The sequence below is a fragment of the Acetobacter sp. genome, from assembly GCF_047723915.1.
Classification (GTDB): domain Bacteria; phylum Pseudomonadota; class Alphaproteobacteria; order Acetobacterales; family Acetobacteraceae; genus Acetobacter.
Genome location: NZ_JBDOBQ010000001.1, coordinates 256142 through 275095, shown reverse-complemented (window position 1 = coordinate 275095; position 18954 = coordinate 256142). Strand labels below are relative to the sequence as shown.

The window sequence follows — 18954 nt, the reverse complement described above, 5'->3', positions numbered from 1 at the left end:
ACAGCGTGGCCCGCCGGGGTGTTGCGGCGGGTCCTTTCTTCAGACCGGCCAGCCAGACTGGCTCATTCTATTTCGACAGGTAAGGATCATCATGGCCCGTCGCCGCCAGCTTTACGAAGGTAAGGCAAAAATCCTCTTTGAAGGCCCCGAACCCGGCACGCTCGTGCAATACTTCAAGGACGACGCCACAGCGGGCAACGGTGCCAAAAGCGGCATTATCACGGGCAAGGGCGTGCTGAACAACCGGATCAGCGAACACCTGATGCTCCGCCTGCAGGAAATCGGCATTCCCACCCATTTCATCCGGCGCATCAACATGCGCGAACAACTGGTGAAAGAGGTGGAAATCATTCCGCTTGAAGTCGTGGTGCGCAATATCGCCGCAGGCAGCATTTCCAAGCGGTTCGGCATTCCCGAAGGCCAGCGCCTGCCGCGCCCGATTGTCGAGTTCTATTACAAGAACGACGAACTGGGCGACCCGCTGGTATCGGAAGACCATATCATCGCCTTCGGGTGGGCATGCCCCCACGATATGGAAGACATTACCGGTCTTGCCATGCGCGTGAACGATTTCCTGTGCGGTCTTTTCAGCGGGATCGGCATTCAGCTTGTGGATTTCAAGCTTGAATTCGGCCGCTGCTGGGAAGGAGAGGAAATGCGCATTGTCCTGGCGGACGAGATTTCGCCAGACAACTGCCGCCTGTGGGACACCCAGACCAACGAGAAACTGGACAAGGACCGCTTCCGCCGCGACCTGGGCAACGTCAAGGAAGCGTATCAGGAAGTGGCGCGCCGCATGGGTATTCTGCCCGAGAACGGCGCTGGCGGTGACATGAAAGGCCCGGAAACGGTGCAGTAAATGCCGCGTGCGGCAACGGGAGCTTGAGAATGAAGGTACGTGTAACCGTCATGCTGAAGGATGGCGTTCTGGACCCGCAGGGCAAGGCCATCGGTCATGCGCTGCAGACACTGGGTTTTGAAGGCGTTCATGACGTAAGGGTCGGCAAGGTCATAGAACTCGACCTGCACGGGGTCTCCGCGGAAGAAGCCCATAAAAAGGCAGAAACCATGGCGAAGAGCCTGCTGGCCAATCTGGTTATCGAAGACTTTTCGGTTGAGGTGCTCGCATGAAACGGTTTGTCCTGTTCGGGCTTGCCAGCCTGCTGGCCGCACCCACGCTGGCCCACGCCCAGCGCGTCTCCCCCATGAAAGCCGGCACGTTCGGCCAGATCTGCACGCATTCAAAGAGTCTCGGGCTGTGCGACGCGTATCTGAGCGGCATGATCGACGCGGGAACGCTGTCCAAGATCAACGACACCAACCAGGGCGATGCCGACGCCCCCGCCGGGTTCTGCGTCCCGACCTCGGAGACGACACCCGCCATTCGTGCGAAAGTCGTAAGCTGGCTGAAACAGCATTCCGACGCCCTGCCAAAACCGGTGGGAGAAGGCGTGTTCAAGGCCCTGCATGACGCCTATCCGTGTGGCGCGAAAAAATGAAAGCAGCAATTGTCGTATTCCCCGGCACCAACCGGGAGCGTGACATGGCCATCGCCCTCAAGCGGGTGACCGGACATGCGCCGCGCATGGTCTGGCACCATGAGACAGATCTGACCGGCGTGGATCTGGTCGTGCTGCCTGGTGGTTTCAGCTACGGTGACTACCTGCGCTGTGGCGCCATGGCGGCACATTCCCCCATTATGCCGGCCGTGCGCGACCATGCCCAGAAAGGCGGGCACATTCTGGGGGTCTGCAATGGCTTCCAGATCCTGACCGAAGCCGGGCTGCTGCCGGGTGCGCTGCTGCGCAACGGCAACCTGCGGTTTCTGTCCCAGGACTGCCATCTGCGGGTCGAGGCAGAGGCAACGCCGTTCACGCACAAGTGGAAGAAGGGCGATGTTTTCCGCGCCCCCCTCGCACACGGAGACGGCAATTACACGGCTGACCCGGCCACTCTCGCCTATCTGGAAGGCGAAGGCCGCGTCGCGTTCCGATACGCCGATGCAAAAGGGCATGTCCAGGCCGATGACGCGGCCTGCAACCCCAATGGCAGCGTGAACAGCATTGCTGGCATTCTCAGCGAGAACAACCGTATTTGTGGCATGATGCCCCACCCCGAGGATCTGGTCGATCCGCTGATGGGCGGTGTGGACGGACTGCCGCTGTTTGAAGGTCTGGTGGAGGCTCTGGTCCGGTGAATAAGCCTGTAACCGTCGATTTATCGCTCGCCCGGGAATTTGGCCTTACGGCTGAAGAATACGACCGCGTTCTAGCCATCATGGGCCGCACGCCCAGCCTGACGGAACTGGGCGTGTTCTCCGTCATGTGGTCGGAACACTGTTCTTACAAATCCTCACGCAAATGGCTGCGCGGCCTGCCCACCACGGCCCCCTGGGTCATTCATGGTCCGGGTGAAAACGCGGGTGTTGTCGACATCGGCCAGGGCTATGCCGCCATCTTCAAGATGGAAAGCCACAACCATCCGTCGTTCATCGAACCCTATCAGGGTGCTGCCACCGGTGTTGGCGGCATTCTGCGTGACGTGTTCACCATGGGTGCGCGGCCCATTGCCAACCTGAACGCGCTGCGTTTCGGCAGCCCGGAAAACCCCAATACCCGCCGTATTATCGACGGTGTGGTGCGCGGTATCGGTGGGTATGGCAACTGCGTGGGCGTGCCCACCGTGGGCGGGGAAATCAATTTCCACCCGGCGTATGACGGCAACCCGCTGGTCAATGCCATGACCGTGGGGCTGGCCCGCAAGGACCGCATTTTCCTGTCAGCAGCGGCTGGTGTCGGCAACCCGGTGGTTTATGTGGGCTCACGCACCGGCCGCGACGGTATTCACGGCGCCACCATGTCCTCCGCCGAATTCGACGAGGACGCGCTGTCAAAGCGGCCGACCGTTCAGGTCGGTGACCCGTTCATTGAAAAACTGCTGATCGAAGCGTGCCTGGAACTGATGGAGACCGACGCGATCGTCGCCATTCAGGACATGGGGGCAGCCGGACTGACCTCGTCTTCCGTCGAAATGGCGGGCAAGGGCGGTGTGGGTATCGACCTCGATCTGGACGCGGTGCCCCAGCGCGAACCCAACATGACGGCGTATGAGATGATGCTGTCCGAAAGCCAGGAACGCATGCTGATGGTGCTGCGTCCGGACCGGACGGATCTCGCACGCAAGATTTTTGAAAAATGGGAACTCGATTTCGCCATTATCGGGCATCTGACCGAGACAGGCCATATTGTGGTGCGCCACAAGGGACAAGTCGAGGCCGATATCCCGCTTGAGCCGCTGGCTGACCAGGCTCCCGTTTATGACCGCCCGGCACAGAAAACCCCGGCTCCGGCGCCACTGGGCGCAGTACACGCCCCGCTTTCGCTGGACGCGATGCTGCTCAAGCTGATCGCCTCGCCCGATCTGTGTTCGCGCGCGTGGGTCTGGAACCAGTACGACAGCACGGTTGGCGGGCAGACGGTCCGCCGCCCCGGTGCTGCCGACGCCGCCATTGTCAAGATCGAGGACAGCGAACTCGGGCTTGCGCTGACCACCGACTGCACGCCACGCTATTGCCAGGCAGACCCCAGAACAGGGGGCGCGCAGGCTGTGGCCGAAGCGTGGCGCAACATTACCGCAACTGGTGCCCGCCCTCTTGCGGTGACGGACAACCTGAACTTCGGCAACCCCGAAAAACCCGAAATCATGGGCCAGTTCATCGGCGCGATCGAAGGTATGGCGGAGGCCTGCACCAGGCTCGACTTCCCTGTCGTGAGCGGCAATGTTTCGCTCTACAACGAAACACGCAGCCCCGATGGCACAGTGCGCGCCATTCTGCCCACGCCCGCGATCGGGGGGCTGGGCGTATTCGAGGATGTGACCAAAGCCGTGGGTCTTGGCATGCAGGCAGACAAGGATGTCGTTCTGCTGGGTGCCACAAAGGGTGAACTTGGACAGTCCATCTGGCTGCGCGAAATCCTGGACCGTGAAGAAGGCGCACCACCGCCTGTCGATCTCGTGGCTGAAAAGCGTAATGGCGATTTTGTGCGCTCGGAAATTCTGGCCGGCACGATCACCGCATGCCACGATATTGCCGATGGCGGTATTCTGGTCGCCGCCGCCGAAATGGTGATGGCAAGCGGCACAGGCTGCGAACTGGAAAGCCCGGACTCGGGTATCCGCCCCGAAGCCTTCTGGTTCGGTGAAGATCAGGCGCGCTATCTCGCCTGCGTGGACGATGGTGCGGCACTGTGCGAACGCGCGGCCCAGGCGGGCGTGCCCGCACGAATAATTGCCCGTTCAGGCGGAAATGATTTGATACTACCCAGCGGCGTCACCATATCTGCCGCACGGATGAACGTAGCCCATGCCGCGTTTTTCCCCGCATTGATGGACGCTTAAAGGCAACTCGGAAAAAAAGGGACCGCATTCATGGCCATGTCTGCCACAGAACTTGAAACCTATATCCGGCAGGCGTTTCCCGATGCGCAGGTCAAGATCGACGATCTGGCGGGAGATGGCGACCATTACTCCTGCTCGGTTGTCAGCGAGGCCTTTCGCGGTCTTTCCCGGGTCAGGCAGCACCAGCTTGTCTATGATGCCCTGCAGGGGCATATGGGCGGCAAGCTGCATGCGCTGGCCCTGCGTACTGCCTCGCCCTGATAGCGGCCCCTTTACCCAACAGAGCCTTTGTCGAACAAGGACCGGAACCGATGACAGACGCAGCCAAACAGAAGATCCAGCAGGATATCGACGCCAACCCCGTCATGCTGTTCATGAAAGGTGACGCGGATTTCCCGCAATGTGGCTTTTCCGCCCGTGTAGTGCAGATTCTCCAGCACTTGGGTGTACCCTTCAGGACCGAGAACGTCCTTGCCGACCCCACGCTGCGCCAGGGGATCAAGGAGTTCTCCAACTGGCCGACCATTCCCCAGCTTTACGTGAAGGGCGAGTTTGTCGGTGGCTGCGATATCGTGATGGAAATGTTCCAGACCGGTGAATTGCAGAAGCTTTTTCAGGACAATGATATCGCCTGTAACGCTCCGGCCTGATTTTAGGGTTGTCAGCGCCCCGACTGCCTGTATAGTTTGATACAGGCAGTCATATCAGGGCAGGGTTACAGGTAATGCGGCAAGTCTTTTTTGTTCGTGGTGCTCTCCTACTGGGCACGTTATGCGCAAGTCTTGCCGTATCGCAGCCTCAAGCTCATGCCGAACGGGTCATTTCCGACCTTGAGGCCACCAAACTCACCTTCGCCGCCCTGACCGCGGCACCACGCCCACGCCCGGTCGTGCATCATGTTGTGGCAAGCCGCCGCAGTGGCAAACAGCATATTGTGCTGGTCAGCGCACATAATGCCCATTCGGCCAATATGGTACATTTTGTCAGCTACCATGCTGCGAGCCACCCGCTCCACGCTAAAAAGCAGCACCATCACCGCACCTGACCCAGCGTATATCTGCTGCCTGATGCGTTAAAACTGCCTGATAATATCTTCCAGCCATTCTGTATGCCCGTCATCGTCCTGCATCATCAGGTCGAAGCGTAAGTCCTGATACTGCCAGTGCGGGTTCTGCTGTAAAATGCACTCCGCCGCAAAAAACAGCCGCCGCGATTGTGTGGCAGAAAGGCTGAACGCCGCGTCGCGCAGCGAGCGTCGTTTTTTGACTTCGACAAAACAGATCACCATGGCCCTGCGGGCCACAATATCGATTTCCCCACGCCTTGTACGCGCACGGCGCAGCAGAATTGTCCAGCCGGCCTTGACCAGTTGCGAGCAGGCGCTGTCCTCTGCTGCGATACCCTGACGATAGGCGTCACGACCGCGTGCAGTTGCCACGGCCGGGCGCGTCAATGATGCATTTACCTGTTCTGCGCCAGAATTGTGCATTAGTGTTACAGCTTCACCAGTTTTTGGGGGTCTTTTATCCACCATGCCGCCTGACCTCCATCTGACACTCGCCGATCTGTTCCTCACGATACTGCGTTTTATTCTGGTCTCAAGTGTTGTTCTCCACATTCTGCTGACAAAACGGAATACTGCCTCGGCCATCGGGTGGATGGGGATCTGCGTGATGATGCCGATCCTGGGCACCATTCTCTACCTCATGTTCGGAATCAATCGTGTGACACGGCTGGCGAAAAAGCTGGTCAGCACCCGTGCGACAGGCCGTCAGGAAATTTCAAAACTGTCTTCGTGGCACCACGATCTGGACGGACAGTTCGCCCCTCTGGCCCGCATGGTCGGCAGGCTGACGGCCAGGCCCCTGGTGTCGGGCAACAGCATTACCATCCTGCACGATGGTGACGGCGCATATCCACATATGCTGGAAGCCATAGAAAACGCCCAGAAAAGCGTGCTGCTCTGCTCCTATATCTTCCGCAATGACACGATTGGGGAGGTCTTTGTCCAGAAACTTGCCCAGGCCCATAAACGTGGTGTGGCCGTTCGTGTTCTGGTGGACGGTATTGGCAGCGGATATTTTCTGTCACCGCTCTATCGCAGGCTCCTGCGCGAAGGTGTGCCTTGCGGACGCTTCATGCATTCGGTGTGGCCGTGGCGCATGCCATTCATCAATCTGCGCAACCACCGTAAAATTCTGGTGGTGGACGGCCGTACGGGCTTTCTGGGCGGATTGAACATCGGCGACGAAAACATGGTGTCGCGCCGCCCGCCGCATCCGGTTTCGGACACTCATTTCAAGGTGGAAGGCCCCGTGGTGCGGCAACTGGCCGAAGCCGCGACATGGGACTGGCACTTCACCACACATGAAACGCTGAGTGATGATCTGTTCTGCCATGAATACAAAGGCACAAGCGATTCTCTGGCCCGGATCGTAACCGCCGGTCCCGACACGGACCTGGAAAAAATCGAATACACCACGCTTCAGGCCATTACCCTGGCGCGCAGAAGCATCAGGGTCATGACCCCCTATTTTCTGCCCGGTGCGCGTTTTCTAACCGAACTGGGACTGGCCGCATTACGCGGCGTGCAGGTCGATCTTGTCATTCCGCTGCGCAGCAACCATCGCGTACTGGACTGGGCATGTTCCGCCAACATAGCACCTTTACTGGACGCAGGCACACGGGTCTGGCTGGCTGACCCGCCTTTCAACCATTCGAAACTGATGGTCGTGGACAAGATCTGGTCTTTTGTCGGCAGTTCCAATCTCGACATCCGCAGCCTGCGCCTGAATTTCGAAATCAATATGGAAACGTACGACCCCGCGATCGCCCAAAGTCTGGATGATTTCATCTCCAGCCATAAAAACCATCGCCTGACCCATTATGATCTGGATAAGCGCACCAAACTTGTTCAGATACGGGATTCCTTCGCCCGTCTTTTCATGCCTTATCTGTAACCACGACGCTTATGTTGCCATGGAGCCCAAGGTTACCGCTATGGGCTGATGGTCCGAGGCAAAAACGGGCAATACCCGCGCTTCATGGCAGGTCATGCCTTCGACAAGGCAGCGATCGATCCTGATCGGCACCAGATCGGCCATGCGGTGCGTGGGAGCACGGGGCCCGACATCCCTGAACCCCGGCACCATGGCTGGCCCGACAAGGTTGAAGTCGCCCAGAATGGCGCAGGGGGACGACATCAATGCCGCAATCCGCCTGAGTTGCCGCCGGTTGAGCATCTGCCCGTGCGACAGATGCACATTGGCTAGCGAAAACTCATTGTAATCGATGATCTGTGCATGACGCTTGACGATCACCCCCGAAGGAATGGTGCAGGCCCGGGGCGTGCGCGCAAAAGGCAGCGTGCTCCAGCAGGCAAGACCGTGAATACGGCCGGGCAGGGGGCAGCGTGCATAGTGCCCCCCGATCATGTGCGGCAACATGTCGATTTCGGCCGTAGCTTCCTGCATCAGCAGGATATCGGGCTGTTCGGTATCGACCAGTGCGGCGACATCCTGCACAGTCGCACCAACCTTGCGCAGCAGGTTCCAGCTGATGATCTTGAGCCCGGCACATTCGGCTGGCGCGCCTTCGCGTATCCGCCTGCGACGTGCAAAATGAACAAGGCCAGCCAGCGGACGCCTCATGGCGTGATATTCCTTTTTTCATCGGTAGAGAGAACACCGCCCGAAGGATGGGCGGCGAATTCCATGGTCATCGAAAATCCGACGGCCAGCAGGATAGGGCCCAGAAAAATTCCGACCCCGCCAAATGCCAGCAGACCGCCGACAACCCCCAGCACCGTCAGCAGATAAGGCAGTTTTGACCCCCGGACGATAAACAGCGGGCGAATGAGATGATCCGCCCCGGACACGAATACCAGACCGTAAAGCAGCAGAAGCGTGCCTTTTACGGGATGCTGGTCCACAAAAAGCCAGATCGCGGCGGGAACCCAGACCAGAGGGGCACCGACCGGAAATACCGCCAGAAAAGCGGCAAGCACCCCCAGCATGACCGGTTCACCCACGCCGGTCAGGCACAGCCCCACGCCGGTCAGAATACCCTGGATGATCGCAGTGCCAAGAATACCATAAACCGTACCCCGCACCGTACTGCCGATAATATAGAGATGCCGCCCGGCCTGCGGCCCGGCAATACGCAAGACAACGGCCTGAAGCGTATCCCACAGGGTTGGCCCACTGATCCAGAAAAAGAAGGCTATGAACAGCGCCATGACAAGATGCAGCGCGCCATTGGCCACCTGCATCAGCACGCCAAGCAGGGAATGCACGATACTTCCCGCATAAGGCCCAAGCTCCGCCGCGGCCGAACCGATATCCCGACTCCACAACATCCACCTGTGGTCGATTTTGGGCCCGAAGACAGGAAGGCTGGTCAGCCATTGCGGCAAAGGTGGCAGCCGGTCGACCTGTTCGAACAGGGTCATCAGCCGTGCCGCCCAGCGTGGCCCGGATGACAGGCAGGCCGACGCCAGAAAAGCAAGCGGCAGCACCACGCACACCGCGCACAGTGTCGTCATGGTCAGGCTCGCAGCGTTCGCCCCCATGCGGCGACGCAAATGCAGGAAAAGCGGCCATGTGGCGTAAGCCAGAACACCAGCCCACAAAAAAGCCGAGGTAAACGGGGCAAGAACGACAACACAGCCATACGCTACCCCACCAAGGAGCAGCAACCGCAGGGCCCGTTCCGCTGTCACGGTCTGATCATTCGCCATTGCGACAGTAAACCACGGAACGCAATGTTTGTCTGTTCCCTAAATGCGCCCCCGCCCATACGGGGAAAGCGCGCATTCGCCACCCGCGATCACGGCAGGGCAGTCTGGCGACAGGAAATGGTGTTCACATAATTGCCGGGACGGTATGATGGCTTTTACAAACAGGCAAAACCCGAACCAGGCTGAACGATGTCACCCCTTATTTCGATAGACGATTTTCTGGCGCTCTGCGGGCATTCAAAACCGTTCCTGCTTGATGCCAGCGCCCTGCTCCCCGGCGAGACATCAACCCCGGCCGAAATATTCGCCCAGGGCCACATCATAGGCAGCCAGTATTTCGACATCGAGCTGTTCTCGGACCCGCAAAGCCAGTTGCCCCACACGGTACCCTCGGCCGGGCGCTTTGCCAGCCTGATGGGCCAGATGGGCATTTCGGACAAAGACTGCATCGTGTTCTACGATCAGGGCAATGTGGCGTCCGCGTGCAGGGCGTGGTGGCTTGCAACGCTGTTCGGCCATGCCAACGCCCATATCCTGCATGGTGGCCTGCCCGAATGGCGCCGCCGCAACCTGCCCGTGACAAATGCCACGACACCGGCATTTCCACCAGCTGCCTATCGTTCGCACACGACCTATGCCCGTATCGTGGGACTGGGCGACATGCAGGACATTGTCGCCAGTGCCAGCCGCCCCATACTGGACGCGCGAGGAGAGGGGCGTTTTTTCGGTCAGGTGCCAGAACCCCGTCCCGGTGTCGTGTCGGGCCATATGCCGGGCGCGCGCAACCTGCCTTACAAGACCGTTCTGGATGACAATGGGCTTTTTCTGCCGGCCGAAAGACTGAAAGCCCTTTTCAATGACCTGGGAGTGACCACACCCGACAGCGCGGTCACGACCTGTGGCTCGGGTATGACCGCATCCGTCCTGACTGTCGCACTGTGCACGGCGGGCCTGGGGGCAGGCGCGCTTTATGACGGATCATGGGCCGAATGGGGCAGCACGCCGGGGGTTCCCGTCACTACGGAGCGCGCGCCATGACCGACCCTTGCAAAGTAACGGGCGGCTGGCAGCGTCTGGGCACGGTCCTGTCCGGCGCCGCACGCCCCACACCCTCGGACGACGGTGTTTTTGTCAACATGCCGGTCACACGCGGTTCGACGGTTCTGTTTCCCTCGCTCGACGCCATGAACCGCAAGGGCCACCAGCGATACGACCACACCAGCGGTTACGGGGCGATGGGTTCTCCCATCCAGCACGAACTGGAAAAGGTGATCGCCACAGTGGAAGGCGGGACGGACTGCCAGCTTGTGGGCTCGGGGCTTGCCGCCTGCACCCTGCCGCTGCTCGCGTTTCTGGGCGCTGGAGATCACTGCCTGTTCTCGGACAATATATACGGCCCCACCCGCCGCTTTGCCGAAACCATGCTCAGGCGCTTCGGGGTCGAGATTTCCTACTTCCCCCCCATGGCCGACAGCGCGGCCGTGGCGGCACTCATGCGCCCCAACACCAAGGTTGTTTTTGCGGAAAGCCCCGGCAGCCACACGTTCGAGGTGCAGGATGTTCCGATGCTGGCCGCCGTCGCCCATGACCACGGCGCGAGACTGTTCCTGGACAACACCTGGGGATTTGGCATTTTCTCCCCCTTCAGCCACGGGGTAGATGTTTCCATCCAGGCGCTGACAAAATATCCCGCCGGCCATTCCGACGTCATTGCCGGGGCCATTACGGTCGCGGACCCGCAAAGCTGGCGCCTGCTGCGCGACGCCGCCATCCAGACCGGTCAGCTTTGCGGTCCTGACGAATGCTGGCTGACCTTGCGCGGCCTGCGCACCATGGGCGTGCGGCTGTCACAGCAGGCCCGCTCGGCCCTGCATGTCGCACAATGGCTGAAAGAGCAGCCCGAGGTCATGCATGTGCTCCACCCGGCTCTGCCGGACTGCCCCGGCCACGCCATATGGCAGCGTGACTTCAGCGGTGCGGGTTGCCTGTTCGGCGTGGTCCTGAACCCCTGCTACAGTCAGGAGGAAATGGAAAAGCTGGTCGAACGCCTGCATCATTTCGGCATTGGCGCATCATGGGGGGGGTATGAAAGCCTTGTCCTGCCAAGCACTGGCTCGATCTCGCGCAGCTTTGCCGAACCGGCAGGGCAGGGACCGGGATTTCGCCTGCAGATCGGGCTGGAAAATGCGGATGACCTGATAGGTGACCTGAAACAAGCCCTTGCAGGTCTACCGCAGAACGCCTGAACCGACCGGGTATCCCGGCATGCTTGAAGCATCCGGAAGACCACGCCCCACCTTGTTCGGACAGCATGGGTAGGGGCAGCGTCTGGCCATAGGCGCTACGTCCAGTGTACCTTGCCTGATGCATTCCCGGTCTTTCCGGGTAGGCCTCAGGCAACGCCCCGCGCGTCTTTACTGGCTGGGCGCGCGTACGCGAAAGGTCGTTGCTTCGGCGATATGCTCGGGCTGGATTTCAGCGCACCCGGCCAGATCGGCAATGGTGCGTGCAACCCGTATCAGACGGGTATAACCACGGGCGGAAAAACGAAATCGCGTGGCAACCGCCTGTGCCATGTCCTGCGCGGGGCCGGACAGGCGCAGGACATCCAGCACGGCCTCGGCATTCCTGTGCGCACCCTGCCGTCCGGACTGCGCGTCCCGCGCGGCTTTGACGCGCGAAGCAACGGTTGCCGTGTTCTCTCCCGCAGGGGCCGCCATATACGACAGAGGTTCGTATGGCTGCATCGAGACATGCAGGTCGATCCGGTCGAGCAGTGGGCCCGACAGTCGTGCCATATACTCATCCCCGCAACGTGGAGCCTTGCGACACTCACGCGTGGCATCGCCCAGATAGCCACAGCGGCACGGATTCATGGCGGCAATAAACTGGAAACGGGCAGGGTAGGCGACATGGGCGGCTGCACGGGCAATGCTGATGCGACCGGTCTCAAGCGGTTGACGCAGGGATTCCAGCGCCGCGCGTGAAAACTCTGGCAATTCGTCCAGAAACAGGACGCCACAATGCGCAAGGCTGATTTCCCCCGGTCGGGCGCGTGCTCCGCCACCGACAAGGGCCGGCAGGCTGGCAGAATGATGCGGATCACGGTAAGGTGGTCGCCGCAAAGGGCGACCGTCCTTGAGCAAGCCCGCAGCGCTGTATATGCGCGACACTTCCAGGCTTTCCAGAGCGCTCAGGTCCGGTAACAGGCCGACAAGCCGGGCGGACAGCATGGATTTGCCAGCCCCCGGCGGGCCGGACAGCAGAAGGGAATGCCCACCCGCCGCCGCGATTTCCAGCGCGCGACGGCCGGTTTCCATGCCTTTGACATCTGCAAGGTCCGGTTCCGGCCGATCCGGCAAGGCAGGCCGCGCCGAAAAAACCGGCGGGGTCAGCACCTGCAATCCACTGAAATGATTGATGAGGGATAAAAGGTTTGGGGCGGCGAGAATGGAAATATCGCCCCCGCACAGCGCTTCCTCCCCCTGGGGTGCGGGGCAGATCAGCCCCAGATCCATTGCCGCTGCTTCGAGCGCGGCCGAGAGCACGCCGGAAACCGAGTTGATGCGCCCGTCAAGCGAGAGTTCGCCAAGCGCCGCAAAACGGCTGAGTTCCTCGCCGGGAATAACCCCCATGGCCGCCAGCAGGGCAAGGGCGATGGGCAGGTCGAAATGCGAACCTTCCTTGGGCAGGTCGGCCGGAACGAGATTGACCAGAATACGGCGGACGGGCAACGCCAGCCCTATGGAGGTCAGCGCCGCACGCACACGCTCACGCGCTTCACCCACCGCCTTGTCGGGCAGGCCGACAACCAGAAAGGCAGGCAAACCGCTGGCAACCTGCACCTCGACCCAGACGGGCCGCGCCTCGATACCGGAAAAAGCAAAGCTGCGAACGCGGAAATTCATCATCCCCGCGTTCGCGTTCATGGCTTACTTGCCTTTGTAGATCAGGCGCGCACGCACCGTGCCGTCAAGCTCACGCAGGGCGTGAAGGAGGCGGTCATCCAGTTCCGTATCGCCACCTGTGTCGGCTTCGATCACCACATAGCCGATTTCTCCATCGGTCTGGAGAAACTGCGCCGTCACGTTGCAGGACTCGCGCAGGAACACTTCGTTCAGCTTCATCATCATGCCCGGCACATTGTGGTGGACATGCATGAAACGTGTGCCACGCGGGCTTTGCGGCAACTGCACACCGGGGAAGTTGACCGCCCCCAGGGTAGAGCCCACATCGGAATACTCGATCAGCTTGCGCGCGACCTCAACCCCGATCCGTTCCTGCGCTTCTGCCGTGGAACCACCGATATGCGGGGTCAGGATGACATTCTCCAGCCCCATGATGGGCGTGGAAAGCTTGTCACCCGGGCCTTTGGGTTCCTTGGGGAACACGTCAATCGCCGCACCCAGCAACTGCCCGCTTTTGACAGCTTCGGCCAGTGCGTCCAGATCGACAACATTGCCACGGGCATTGTTGATCAGGAACGAGCCCTGCTTCATGGCCTTGATCTGGGCCGCACCCATGAGGTTGGCTGTCGTGGGCAACTGCGGAACATGCAGGCTGACCACATCGCTCTGGCCCAGCAGTTCTTCCAGCGTGTCGACCGGTGCTGCATTGCCATGGCCGAGCTTATCCACCACATCGTAGTAGATCACGCGCATGCCAAAGGCTTCCGCCAGCACGGAAAGCTGCGAACCGATGGAGCCATACCCCACGATCCCGAGCGTTTTTCCACGCACTTCCCAGCTATTGGCAGCCGACTTGTTCCATGTGCCCTGGTTGCACTCCACCGAGCGGGGGAAAATCCGGCGCATGAGCATGACAATCTCGCCCATCACCAGTTCGGCGACAGAGCGTGTATTGCTGTAAGGCGCATTGAAAACCGGGATACCTTCCATACGGGCGGTATCCAGATCGACCTGGTTGGTGCCGATGCAGAAGCAGCCGATCGCCATCAGCCGATCCGCCGCGTCGATCACTTCCTTGGTCAACTGCGTTCTGGACCGAATGCCGACAATATGCACGCCTTCAAGGGCTTCGCGCAGGGCGGCCCCTTCCAGTGCGCCTTTCTGTCGCACGACATTTTCGTATCCGCAGGCTTTCAAAAGAGCGACAGCACTGTCGTGAATGCCCTCCAGCAGAAGAATACGGATCTTGTCCTTGGAAAGAGACAGGTGCGTGCTCATGCTCATATGGAATGACCGTCGTTGTTGTGCCGAAGTGCTGCCCTATCGCAAAACAGCCCGAATGAACAGAGCACACGTGCCCTGCGCGCAAGAACACGCCACTTTCAGTGCGCACGGGCGTTCAGGATCGCGACCGCCTCCCGGTGCAGGGCGGGAGAGCCCGCGGCCAGAACGGTGCGGTCCCCGTCCACTTTCAAGGATGCGCCATCCCATGCGGTTATGACCCCGCCAGCGCCCTCGATAATCGGAACCAGTGCAGCCCAGTCCCACGGGTTCATGTCACATTCGGCCACAAGGTCGATCTGCCCTATGGCCAGCAGGCCATAGGCGTAGCAGTCTCCGCCCCAGGTCATGCGCCGGGCGGCGGTCTTGAGCGCCTTCCAGCCGTCATGCGGGGCGCATTCCAGCATTTCGGGCGACGTGCAGGACAATTCTGCATCGGCCAGAGCGACAGACTGCCTGGCCCCAGCCACCCCACCCAGAGGAGAGGAAAACAGCGTGGGCCGCCCTGCCACCCCCAGCCAGCGCTCACCTAGTACGGGCTGGTCAAGCAGGCCCAGAACCGGCTTGCCATCCCTGAGCAGGGCGATCAGCGTACCGAACAGCGGGCGCCCGGTCACGAACGCACGGGTGCCATCGATCGGGTCCAGCAGCCACTGATAACGTGCATCTGCGTTTTCCTGCCCGAATTCCTCTCCGAAAATACCATGATCGGGCAGGCGCTCGGCCAGTATGGCCCGCATGACCCGTTCGGCGCTGCGATCCGCCACCGTGACGGGACTTGCATCCTTTTTACTTTCTACCGCCACCGCACGCCGAAACCACGGCCGCACCACGCAGGACGCGGCATCGGCCAGCATGGTGGCGATTTCTGCAAAAAGGTCGTATTCGCTCTGGGTCATCCGACGGTGCTTCCACGAACAGGGGCGGGGCTGGAACAGGGCAGGGGCTGCGTGACGGGATCAGGGAGAAGGTGCCGCACGCAGGGTCTGCAGAAAAGCGATGATATCCGCTCTTTGCGCACTGTCCGCAATACCGGGAAAAGACATGCGCGTGCCCGGTGCAAAACGATCGGGACCGCTCAGCCAGTCGGACAGGGCCTGCGCGTTCCACACCTGCCCGGCATGACGTTTCAGCGCGGGGGAATACGCATATCCGGGCACGGACGCCACGGCGCGACCGAAAACACCGAACAGAACAGGCCCCACGCTGTCGCCCATGCCGGGCTGAAGTGCGTGACACCCGCCGCAGACCTGCTCAACCACATTTCGGCCCCTGCTGGCATCGGCCTGGGCCATAAGCTGCGGCATTGGCACGGCCCGCGCTCCCGATACGGGAAAAACCGGGCGAGGGGGGGCCGCGTCGGGCAGCAACGCCCAGGCAACTCCGTAGCACCCAGCCAAAACCAGTATGCTGAGCACCGTCGCAATACCCAGCCTGTTCAGGTCCGTGCCATTCATATCCGGCGCACCTCGTTTTCGCCCCGTTGCGTTTGCAAGGCAGCTTTCCTAGACTGCCGCGCACTTTTCCTCACCGGCTATAAGCCGCGCCGTATCCCGGAGCAAGTTGATGGTGTCGCCTCTCGTTGTCATACCTGCCCGGCTTGCATCCACACGCCTGCCCGACAAGCCTCTGGCCGATATCGCAGGCATGCCCATGATCGTGCATGTGCTCAACGCAGCCCTGGCAGCGGCCGTCGGGCCGGTGATCGTGGCCGCTGCCGATCAGGCGATATGCGATGTCGTAACCCGGGCTGGCGGCACGGCGGTTCTGACCGATCCCGACCTGCCATCCGGGTCTGACCGCGCCTGGCAGGCCGCATGCCGGATCGATCCGGACAGCAGGCACGATCTCATCATCAATCTGCAGGGCGATCTGCCAACCTTCCCGCCGGGGGATCTGCGTGCCGTTGTCGACCTCATGCGTGACGAACGGTTCGATATTGGCACACTGGTCGCCCCCGTCACGTCCGAAGCCGAGCGGGACGCGGCGTCCGTGGTCAAGGTCGCGTGCGATTTTTCGTCCGGGCAGGCATACGCACCCGCCCTGTATTTTTCACGCCAGAGCATTCCATGGGGGGCTGGCCCCCTGTGGCACCATGTCGGCGTGTACGGGTGGCGCAGGGCTGCCCTCGCGCAATTTGTCGACCTGCCGCCATCCGGACTTGAAAAACGAGAGAACCTCGAACAGTTAAGGGCGCTGGAATCTGGTATGCGTATCGGATGCACACGCATACAGGCGGCCCCGTTCGGCGTCGATACGCCCGATGATCTGGAACGGGCGCGCCGCCTACTCGGAGCCGCGAAGAAATGACACAACAGGTTATAGCCTTTCAGGGCACACCGGGCGCCTATTCTGATCTGGCCTGCCGCAACGCACGACCTGGGTGGAAAACCCTGCCATGCCGGAGCTTTGCCGACGCGATCGAAGCTGTGCATGACGGCAAGGCCGATCTGGCCATGCTGGCCTGCGAGAACAGCCTTGCCGGCCGCGTGCCCGATATCCATACCCTGCTGCCCGCGGCGGGGCTGCATATCGTGGGCGAACATTTCCAGCGCGTCGAACACTGCCTGCTGGTTGTACCGGGCACCCGTATGGAACAGGTCAGGCGCGTGCATACCCATCCCGTGGCCATGGACCAGATCCGCAAGCTTATCGCCACGTATCACCTGACCCCCGTGACGGAATTCGACACCGCAGGCGCTGCCGAACTGGTCGCCCTGTGGAACCGGCCCGAGGAAGCCGCAGTGGCATCGGCCCTGGCGGCGGAACTGTACGGTCTGGAAATTCTCAAGCGCAATGTCGAAGATGCAAGCCATAACACGACGCGCTTTTACATTGCCTCACGCACGGCAGAACGCCCGCCGGCCGAAAGCCCCCATGTCATGACAACGCTTATCTTCAGCGTGGGCAATGTTCCGGGTTCGCTCTACAAGGTGCTGGGCGGCTTCGCCACCAGTGGCGTGAACATGACGCGGCTTGAAAGCTATATGTCGGGCGAGACCTTTGCCGCCACCCGCTTCCTGATGGACGTGGAAGGCCACCCCGACAACCCGCAGCTTGGCAAGGCACTGGCCGAGCTTGAATTTTTCGCCGAAAGTGCCAAAATTCTGGGTGTCTACAAACAGTCGCCCTTTCGCCACCACATGCCTCACAAAGGGCAGGACACGCAGCGTTCCACGCCAGCGAACGCAATATCAGGATAAGCCACTGCCCATGTCTGACACTTCTTTTTCCGGTTCCATTACCGCCCTCATCACGCCCATGAACCGCGATGGCAGCCTGGATTACGCCGCATTCGAAAAATTCGTCGACTGGCAGATATCAGAGGGCACGTCCGCCCTGTGCGCTGTCGGCACCACGGGCGAAAGCCCGACTCTAAGCCATGCCGAACACCATGCCGTTGTCGAACGCACGATCAAGGTCGCGGGCGGGCGCGTGCCGGTCATTGCCGGGGCCGGTTCCAACAGCACGTCAGAAGCCACCGACCTTGCCCTGCATGCACAAAAAGCCGGGGCAGCGGCCGTGCTGGTGGTCGCTCCCTATTACAACAAACCCACCCAGGAAGGGCTTTACCGGCACTTCATGGCCGTTGCGGATGCGGTCTCCATCCCGGTCATTCTTTACAACATACCCGGTCGTTCGGTGGTGGATATCAGCGTTGAAACCATGGCCCGTCTGGCGCGACACGGCAATATTACCGGGGTCAAGGATGCCACGGCCAATCTGCTGCGCCCCCTGCAGGTCCGTCAGGCCGTGGAAAAGCCTTTCAACCAGTTATCGGGGGAAGACGGTACGGCCGTCGCATTCCTGGCTTCAGGCGGAGATGGCTGTATCAGCGTGACCTCCAACGTGGCCCCGGCATTGTGCGCGAACGTGCAAAAGGCATGGCAAGACGGCCGGGTGGCGGATGCCATAGCCCTGCAGGACCGGCTTTTGCCCCTGCATGACGCACTGTTCTGCGAAAGCAGCCCCGGCCCGGTCAAATACGCAGCAAGCCTGCTGGGTCTTGCCGGTGAAACATGCCGCCTGCCACTGGCCCCCATAAGCGAACCGTCGCGCGAGAAAGTACGCGCGGCCCTGGTCGCTGTCGGGCTGCTTGACTGACTATGGCGCAAAAACCAGGGAAATCCGGCAAAAGCCCGATGATTTCGCACGGCATGGTAGCGCAGAACCGCAAGGCACGCTTCAACTACGCCATTCAGGAAACGATCGAGGCCGGCTTGGTACTCAAAGGGCCCGAGGTCAAAAGCCTGCGGCTGGGACGTGCCACGATCAGCGAAGCATTCGCTGGGGAACGCGATGGCGAGTTGTGGCTTTTCAACAGCTACATACCCGAATACCAGGGCGGCGTCCTTTCACGCTTCGACTCCCGTGCGCCGCGCAAACTGCTGATGCACCGCAAGCAGGTCAGCAAATATATGGGGGCCATTGCCAAGCAGGGCGCCACCCTTGTGCCGCTGGACATCCACTTCAATGATCGTGGTTTGGCCAAAGTCACACTAGGGCTGGGTGTCGGCAAAAAAAGCGTCGACAAACGGCAGACCGTCGCGGACCGCGACTGGCAACGCGACAAGGCACGCCTGATCCGCAACAAGGGCAAAGGGGACTACTGAACAGGTCCCTTTTTCA

At 60.8% G+C, this 18954-nt stretch carries 22 protein-coding genes; 15 read left to right on the top strand and 7 right to left on the bottom strand.

Going from position 1 to position 18954, the window contains the following annotated elements; genetic code table 11:
- Positions 1-91 precede the first annotated feature (91 nt).
- The 8 genes from purC (at position 92) to ABF990_RS01230 (ending at position 5443) form a co-directional block, all read left to right on the top strand.
- Positions 92-859: a phosphoribosylaminoimidazolesuccinocarboxamide synthase gene (gene purC, locus ABF990_RS01265; RefSeq protein WP_207844837.1), complete on the top strand. Its 768-nt coding sequence runs from the start codon at positions 92-94 to the stop codon at positions 857-859.
- Between the two features lie 29 nt (positions 860-888).
- Positions 889-1131 (top strand): phosphoribosylformylglycinamidine synthase subunit PurS, encoded by a 243-nt coding sequence (gene purS / locus ABF990_RS01260; RefSeq protein ID WP_415490049.1) that lies wholly within the window; start codon positions 889-891, stop codon positions 1129-1131.
- Positions 1128-1499 (top strand): Rap1a/Tai family immunity protein, encoded by a 372-nt coding sequence (locus ABF990_RS01255; protein ID WP_415490048.1) that lies wholly within the window; start codon positions 1128-1130, stop codon positions 1497-1499. The genes purS and ABF990_RS01255 overlap by 4 nt, the downstream gene beginning before the upstream one ends.
- Positions 1496-2197, top strand: coding sequence for a phosphoribosylformylglycinamidine synthase subunit PurQ (gene purQ, locus ABF990_RS01250; RefSeq protein ID WP_415490047.1), 702 nt, complete (start codon positions 1496-1498; stop codon positions 2195-2197). The genes ABF990_RS01255 and purQ overlap by 4 nt, the downstream gene beginning before the upstream one ends.
- Complete coding sequence (gene purL / locus ABF990_RS01245) at positions 2194-4398, top strand: phosphoribosylformylglycinamidine synthase subunit PurL (protein WP_415490046.1); 2205 nt, start codon at positions 2194-2196, stop codon at positions 4396-4398. The genes purQ and purL overlap by 4 nt, the downstream gene beginning before the upstream one ends.
- A 30-nt stretch (positions 4399-4428) precedes the next feature.
- Positions 4429-4659 carry a BolA family protein gene (locus ABF990_RS01240; RefSeq protein WP_415490045.1) on the top strand — a complete coding sequence of 77 codons (231 nt, stop codon included), beginning with the start codon at positions 4429-4431 and terminating at the stop codon, positions 4657-4659.
- A 50-nt stretch (positions 4660-4709) separates the two neighbouring features.
- Positions 4710-5048 carry a Grx4 family monothiol glutaredoxin gene (gene grxD, locus ABF990_RS01235; protein ID WP_415499577.1) on the top strand — a complete coding sequence of 113 codons (339 nt, stop codon included), beginning with the start codon at positions 4710-4712 and terminating at the stop codon, positions 5046-5048.
- Between the two features lie 74 nt (positions 5049-5122).
- Complete coding sequence (locus ABF990_RS01230; protein ID WP_415499578.1) at positions 5123-5443, top strand: hypothetical protein; 321 nt, start codon at positions 5123-5125, stop codon at positions 5441-5443.
- 27 nt (positions 5444-5470) lie between these two features.
- Here the strand turns inward: ABF990_RS01230 and ABF990_RS01225 are convergent, their stop codons facing one another.
- A complete protein-coding gene (locus ABF990_RS01225) occupies positions 5471-5836 on the bottom strand; it encodes a YraN family protein (protein WP_415506450.1) in 366 nt (121 codons plus the stop codon).
- A gap of 94 nt (positions 5837-5930) precedes the next feature.
- Here ABF990_RS01225 and cls point away from each other — a divergent pair, with 94 nt between their 5' ends.
- The gene (gene cls / locus ABF990_RS01220; protein ID WP_415490041.1) at positions 5931-7358 is read left to right on the top strand and encodes a cardiolipin synthase; all 1428 of its coding nucleotides are present in this window, start codon (positions 5931-5933) and stop codon (positions 7356-7358) included.
- 9 nt (positions 7359-7367) lie between these two features.
- Here cls and ABF990_RS01215 read toward each other — a convergent pair whose 3' ends face one another.
- Positions 7368-8048, bottom strand: coding sequence for an endonuclease/exonuclease/phosphatase family protein (locus ABF990_RS01215; RefSeq protein ID WP_415490040.1), 681 nt, complete (start codon positions 8046-8048; stop codon positions 7368-7370).
- Complete coding sequence (locus ABF990_RS01210) at positions 8045-9136, bottom strand: AI-2E family transporter (protein WP_415490039.1); 1092 nt, start codon at positions 9134-9136, stop codon at positions 8045-8047. Before ABF990_RS01210 ends, ABF990_RS01215 begins: the two co-directional genes overlap by 4 nt.
- Before the next feature lie 189 nt (positions 9137-9325).
- Between ABF990_RS01210 and ABF990_RS01205 the strand changes: the two genes are divergently transcribed.
- Together ABF990_RS01205 and metC are read left to right on the top strand one after the other, a co-directional pair.
- Positions 9326-10174, top strand: coding sequence for a sulfurtransferase (locus ABF990_RS01205; RefSeq protein ID WP_415490038.1), 849 nt, complete (start codon positions 9326-9328; stop codon positions 10172-10174).
- Positions 10171-11382: a cystathionine beta-lyase gene (gene metC / locus ABF990_RS01200; protein WP_415490037.1), complete on the top strand. Its 1212-nt coding sequence runs from the start codon at positions 10171-10173 to the stop codon at positions 11380-11382. The genes ABF990_RS01205 and metC overlap by 4 nt, the downstream gene beginning before the upstream one ends.
- A gap of 168 nt (positions 11383-11550) precedes the next feature.
- Here the strand turns inward: metC and ABF990_RS01195 are convergent, their stop codons facing one another.
- The 4 genes from ABF990_RS01195 to ABF990_RS01180 form a co-directional block, all read right to left on the bottom strand.
- Positions 11551-13065: a YifB family Mg chelatase-like AAA ATPase gene (locus tag ABF990_RS01195; RefSeq protein WP_415490036.1), complete on the bottom strand. Its 1515-nt coding sequence runs from the start codon at positions 13063-13065 to the stop codon at positions 11551-11553.
- Between the two features lie 3 nt (positions 13066-13068).
- A complete protein-coding gene (gene serA, locus ABF990_RS01190; protein ID WP_415490035.1) occupies positions 13069-14328 on the bottom strand; it encodes a phosphoglycerate dehydrogenase in 1260 nt (419 codons plus the stop codon).
- A gap of 98 nt (positions 14329-14426) precedes the next feature.
- Positions 14427-15224, bottom strand: a complete 798-nt coding sequence (gene hisN, locus ABF990_RS01185) for a histidinol-phosphatase (protein ID WP_415499579.1) — start codon at positions 15222-15224, stop codon at positions 14427-14429.
- A 60-nt stretch (positions 15225-15284) separates the two neighbouring features.
- Positions 15285-15782, bottom strand: coding sequence for a c-type cytochrome (locus ABF990_RS01180; RefSeq protein WP_415490033.1), 498 nt, complete (start codon positions 15780-15782; stop codon positions 15285-15287).
- Positions 15783-15891: 109 nt separating this feature from the next.
- On the opposite strand from ABF990_RS01180, the gene ABF990_RS01175 reads away from it, so the two are divergent.
- Genes ABF990_RS01175 through smpB form a run of 4 tightly spaced genes read left to right on the top strand, consistent with a single transcriptional unit; the run spans position 15892 to position 18938 of the window.
- On the top strand, positions 15892-16635 hold the full coding sequence (locus tag ABF990_RS01175) for a 3-deoxy-manno-octulosonate cytidylyltransferase (RefSeq protein ID WP_415499580.1): 744 nt from the start codon (positions 15892-15894) through the stop codon (positions 16633-16635).
- Positions 16632-17528, top strand: a complete 897-nt coding sequence (locus ABF990_RS01170; protein ID WP_415490031.1) for a prephenate dehydratase — start codon at positions 16632-16634, stop codon at positions 17526-17528. The genes ABF990_RS01175 and ABF990_RS01170 overlap by 4 nt, the downstream gene beginning before the upstream one ends.
- Positions 17529-17538: 10 nt before the next feature.
- Positions 17539-18429 carry a 4-hydroxy-tetrahydrodipicolinate synthase gene (gene dapA / locus ABF990_RS01165; RefSeq protein ID WP_415490030.1) on the top strand — a complete coding sequence of 297 codons (891 nt, stop codon included), beginning with the start codon at positions 17539-17541 and terminating at the stop codon, positions 18427-18429.
- A 2-nt stretch (positions 18430-18431) separates the two neighbouring features.
- Complete coding sequence (smpB, locus tag ABF990_RS01160; RefSeq protein WP_415490029.1) at positions 18432-18938, top strand: SsrA-binding protein SmpB; 507 nt, start codon at positions 18432-18434, stop codon at positions 18936-18938.
- Positions 18939-18954 lie beyond the last annotated feature (16 nt).

Bases quoted from the DNA above. Each gene is read 5' to 3' on its own strand.
- purC (WP_207844837.1), top strand. From the start codon at position 92: ATGGCCCGTCGCCGCCAGCTTTACGAAGGTAAGGCAAAAATCCTCTTT.
- purS (WP_415490049.1), top strand. From the start codon at position 889: ATGAAGGTACGTGTAACCGTCATGCTGAAGGATGGCGTTCTGGACCCG.
- ABF990_RS01255 (WP_415490048.1), top strand. From the start codon at position 1,128: ATGAAACGGTTTGTCCTGTTCGGGCTTGCCAGCCTGCTGGCCGCACCC.
- purQ (WP_415490047.1), top strand. From the start codon at position 1,496: ATGAAAGCAGCAATTGTCGTATTCCCCGGCACCAACCGGGAGCGTGAC.
- ABF990_RS01240 (WP_415490045.1), top strand. From the start codon at position 4,429: ATGGCCATGTCTGCCACAGAACTTGAAACCTATATCCGGCAGGCGTTT.
- grxD (WP_415499577.1), top strand. From the start codon at position 4,710: ATGACAGACGCAGCCAAACAGAAGATCCAGCAGGATATCGACGCCAAC.
- ABF990_RS01230 (WP_415499578.1), top strand. From the start codon at position 5,123: ATGCGGCAAGTCTTTTTTGTTCGTGGTGCTCTCCTACTGGGCACGTTA.
- cls (WP_415490041.1), top strand. From the start codon at position 5,931: ATGCCGCCTGACCTCCATCTGACACTCGCCGATCTGTTCCTCACGATA.
- ABF990_RS01215 (WP_415490040.1), bottom strand. From the start codon at position 8,048: ATGAGGCGTCCGCTGGCTGGCCTTGTTCATTTTGCACGTCGCAGGCGG.
- ABF990_RS01210 (WP_415490039.1), bottom strand. From the start codon at position 9,136: ATGGCGAATGATCAGACCGTGACAGCGGAACGGGCCCTGCGGTTGCTG.
- ABF990_RS01205 (WP_415490038.1), top strand. From the start codon at position 9,326: ATGTCACCCCTTATTTCGATAGACGATTTTCTGGCGCTCTGCGGGCAT.
- metC (WP_415490037.1), top strand. From the start codon at position 10,171: ATGACCGACCCTTGCAAAGTAACGGGCGGCTGGCAGCGTCTGGGCACG.
- ABF990_RS01195 (WP_415490036.1), bottom strand. From the start codon at position 13,065: ATGAACGCGAACGCGGGGATGATGAATTTCCGCGTTCGCAGCTTTGCT.
- serA (WP_415490035.1), bottom strand. From the start codon at position 14,328: ATGAGCATGAGCACGCACCTGTCTCTTTCCAAGGACAAGATCCGTATT.
- hisN (WP_415499579.1), bottom strand. From the start codon at position 15,224: ATGACCCAGAGCGAATACGACCTTTTTGCAGAAATCGCCACCATGCTG.
- ABF990_RS01180 (WP_415490033.1), bottom strand. From the start codon at position 15,782: ATGAATGGCACGGACCTGAACAGGCTGGGTATTGCGACGGTGCTCAGC.
- ABF990_RS01175 (WP_415499580.1), top strand. From the start codon at position 15,892: ATGGTGTCGCCTCTCGTTGTCATACCTGCCCGGCTTGCATCCACACGC.
- ABF990_RS01170 (WP_415490031.1), top strand. From the start codon at position 16,632: ATGACACAACAGGTTATAGCCTTTCAGGGCACACCGGGCGCCTATTCT.
- dapA (WP_415490030.1), top strand. From the start codon at position 17,539: ATGTCTGACACTTCTTTTTCCGGTTCCATTACCGCCCTCATCACGCCC.
- smpB (WP_415490029.1), top strand. From the start codon at position 18,432: ATGGCGCAAAAACCAGGGAAATCCGGCAAAAGCCCGATGATTTCGCAC.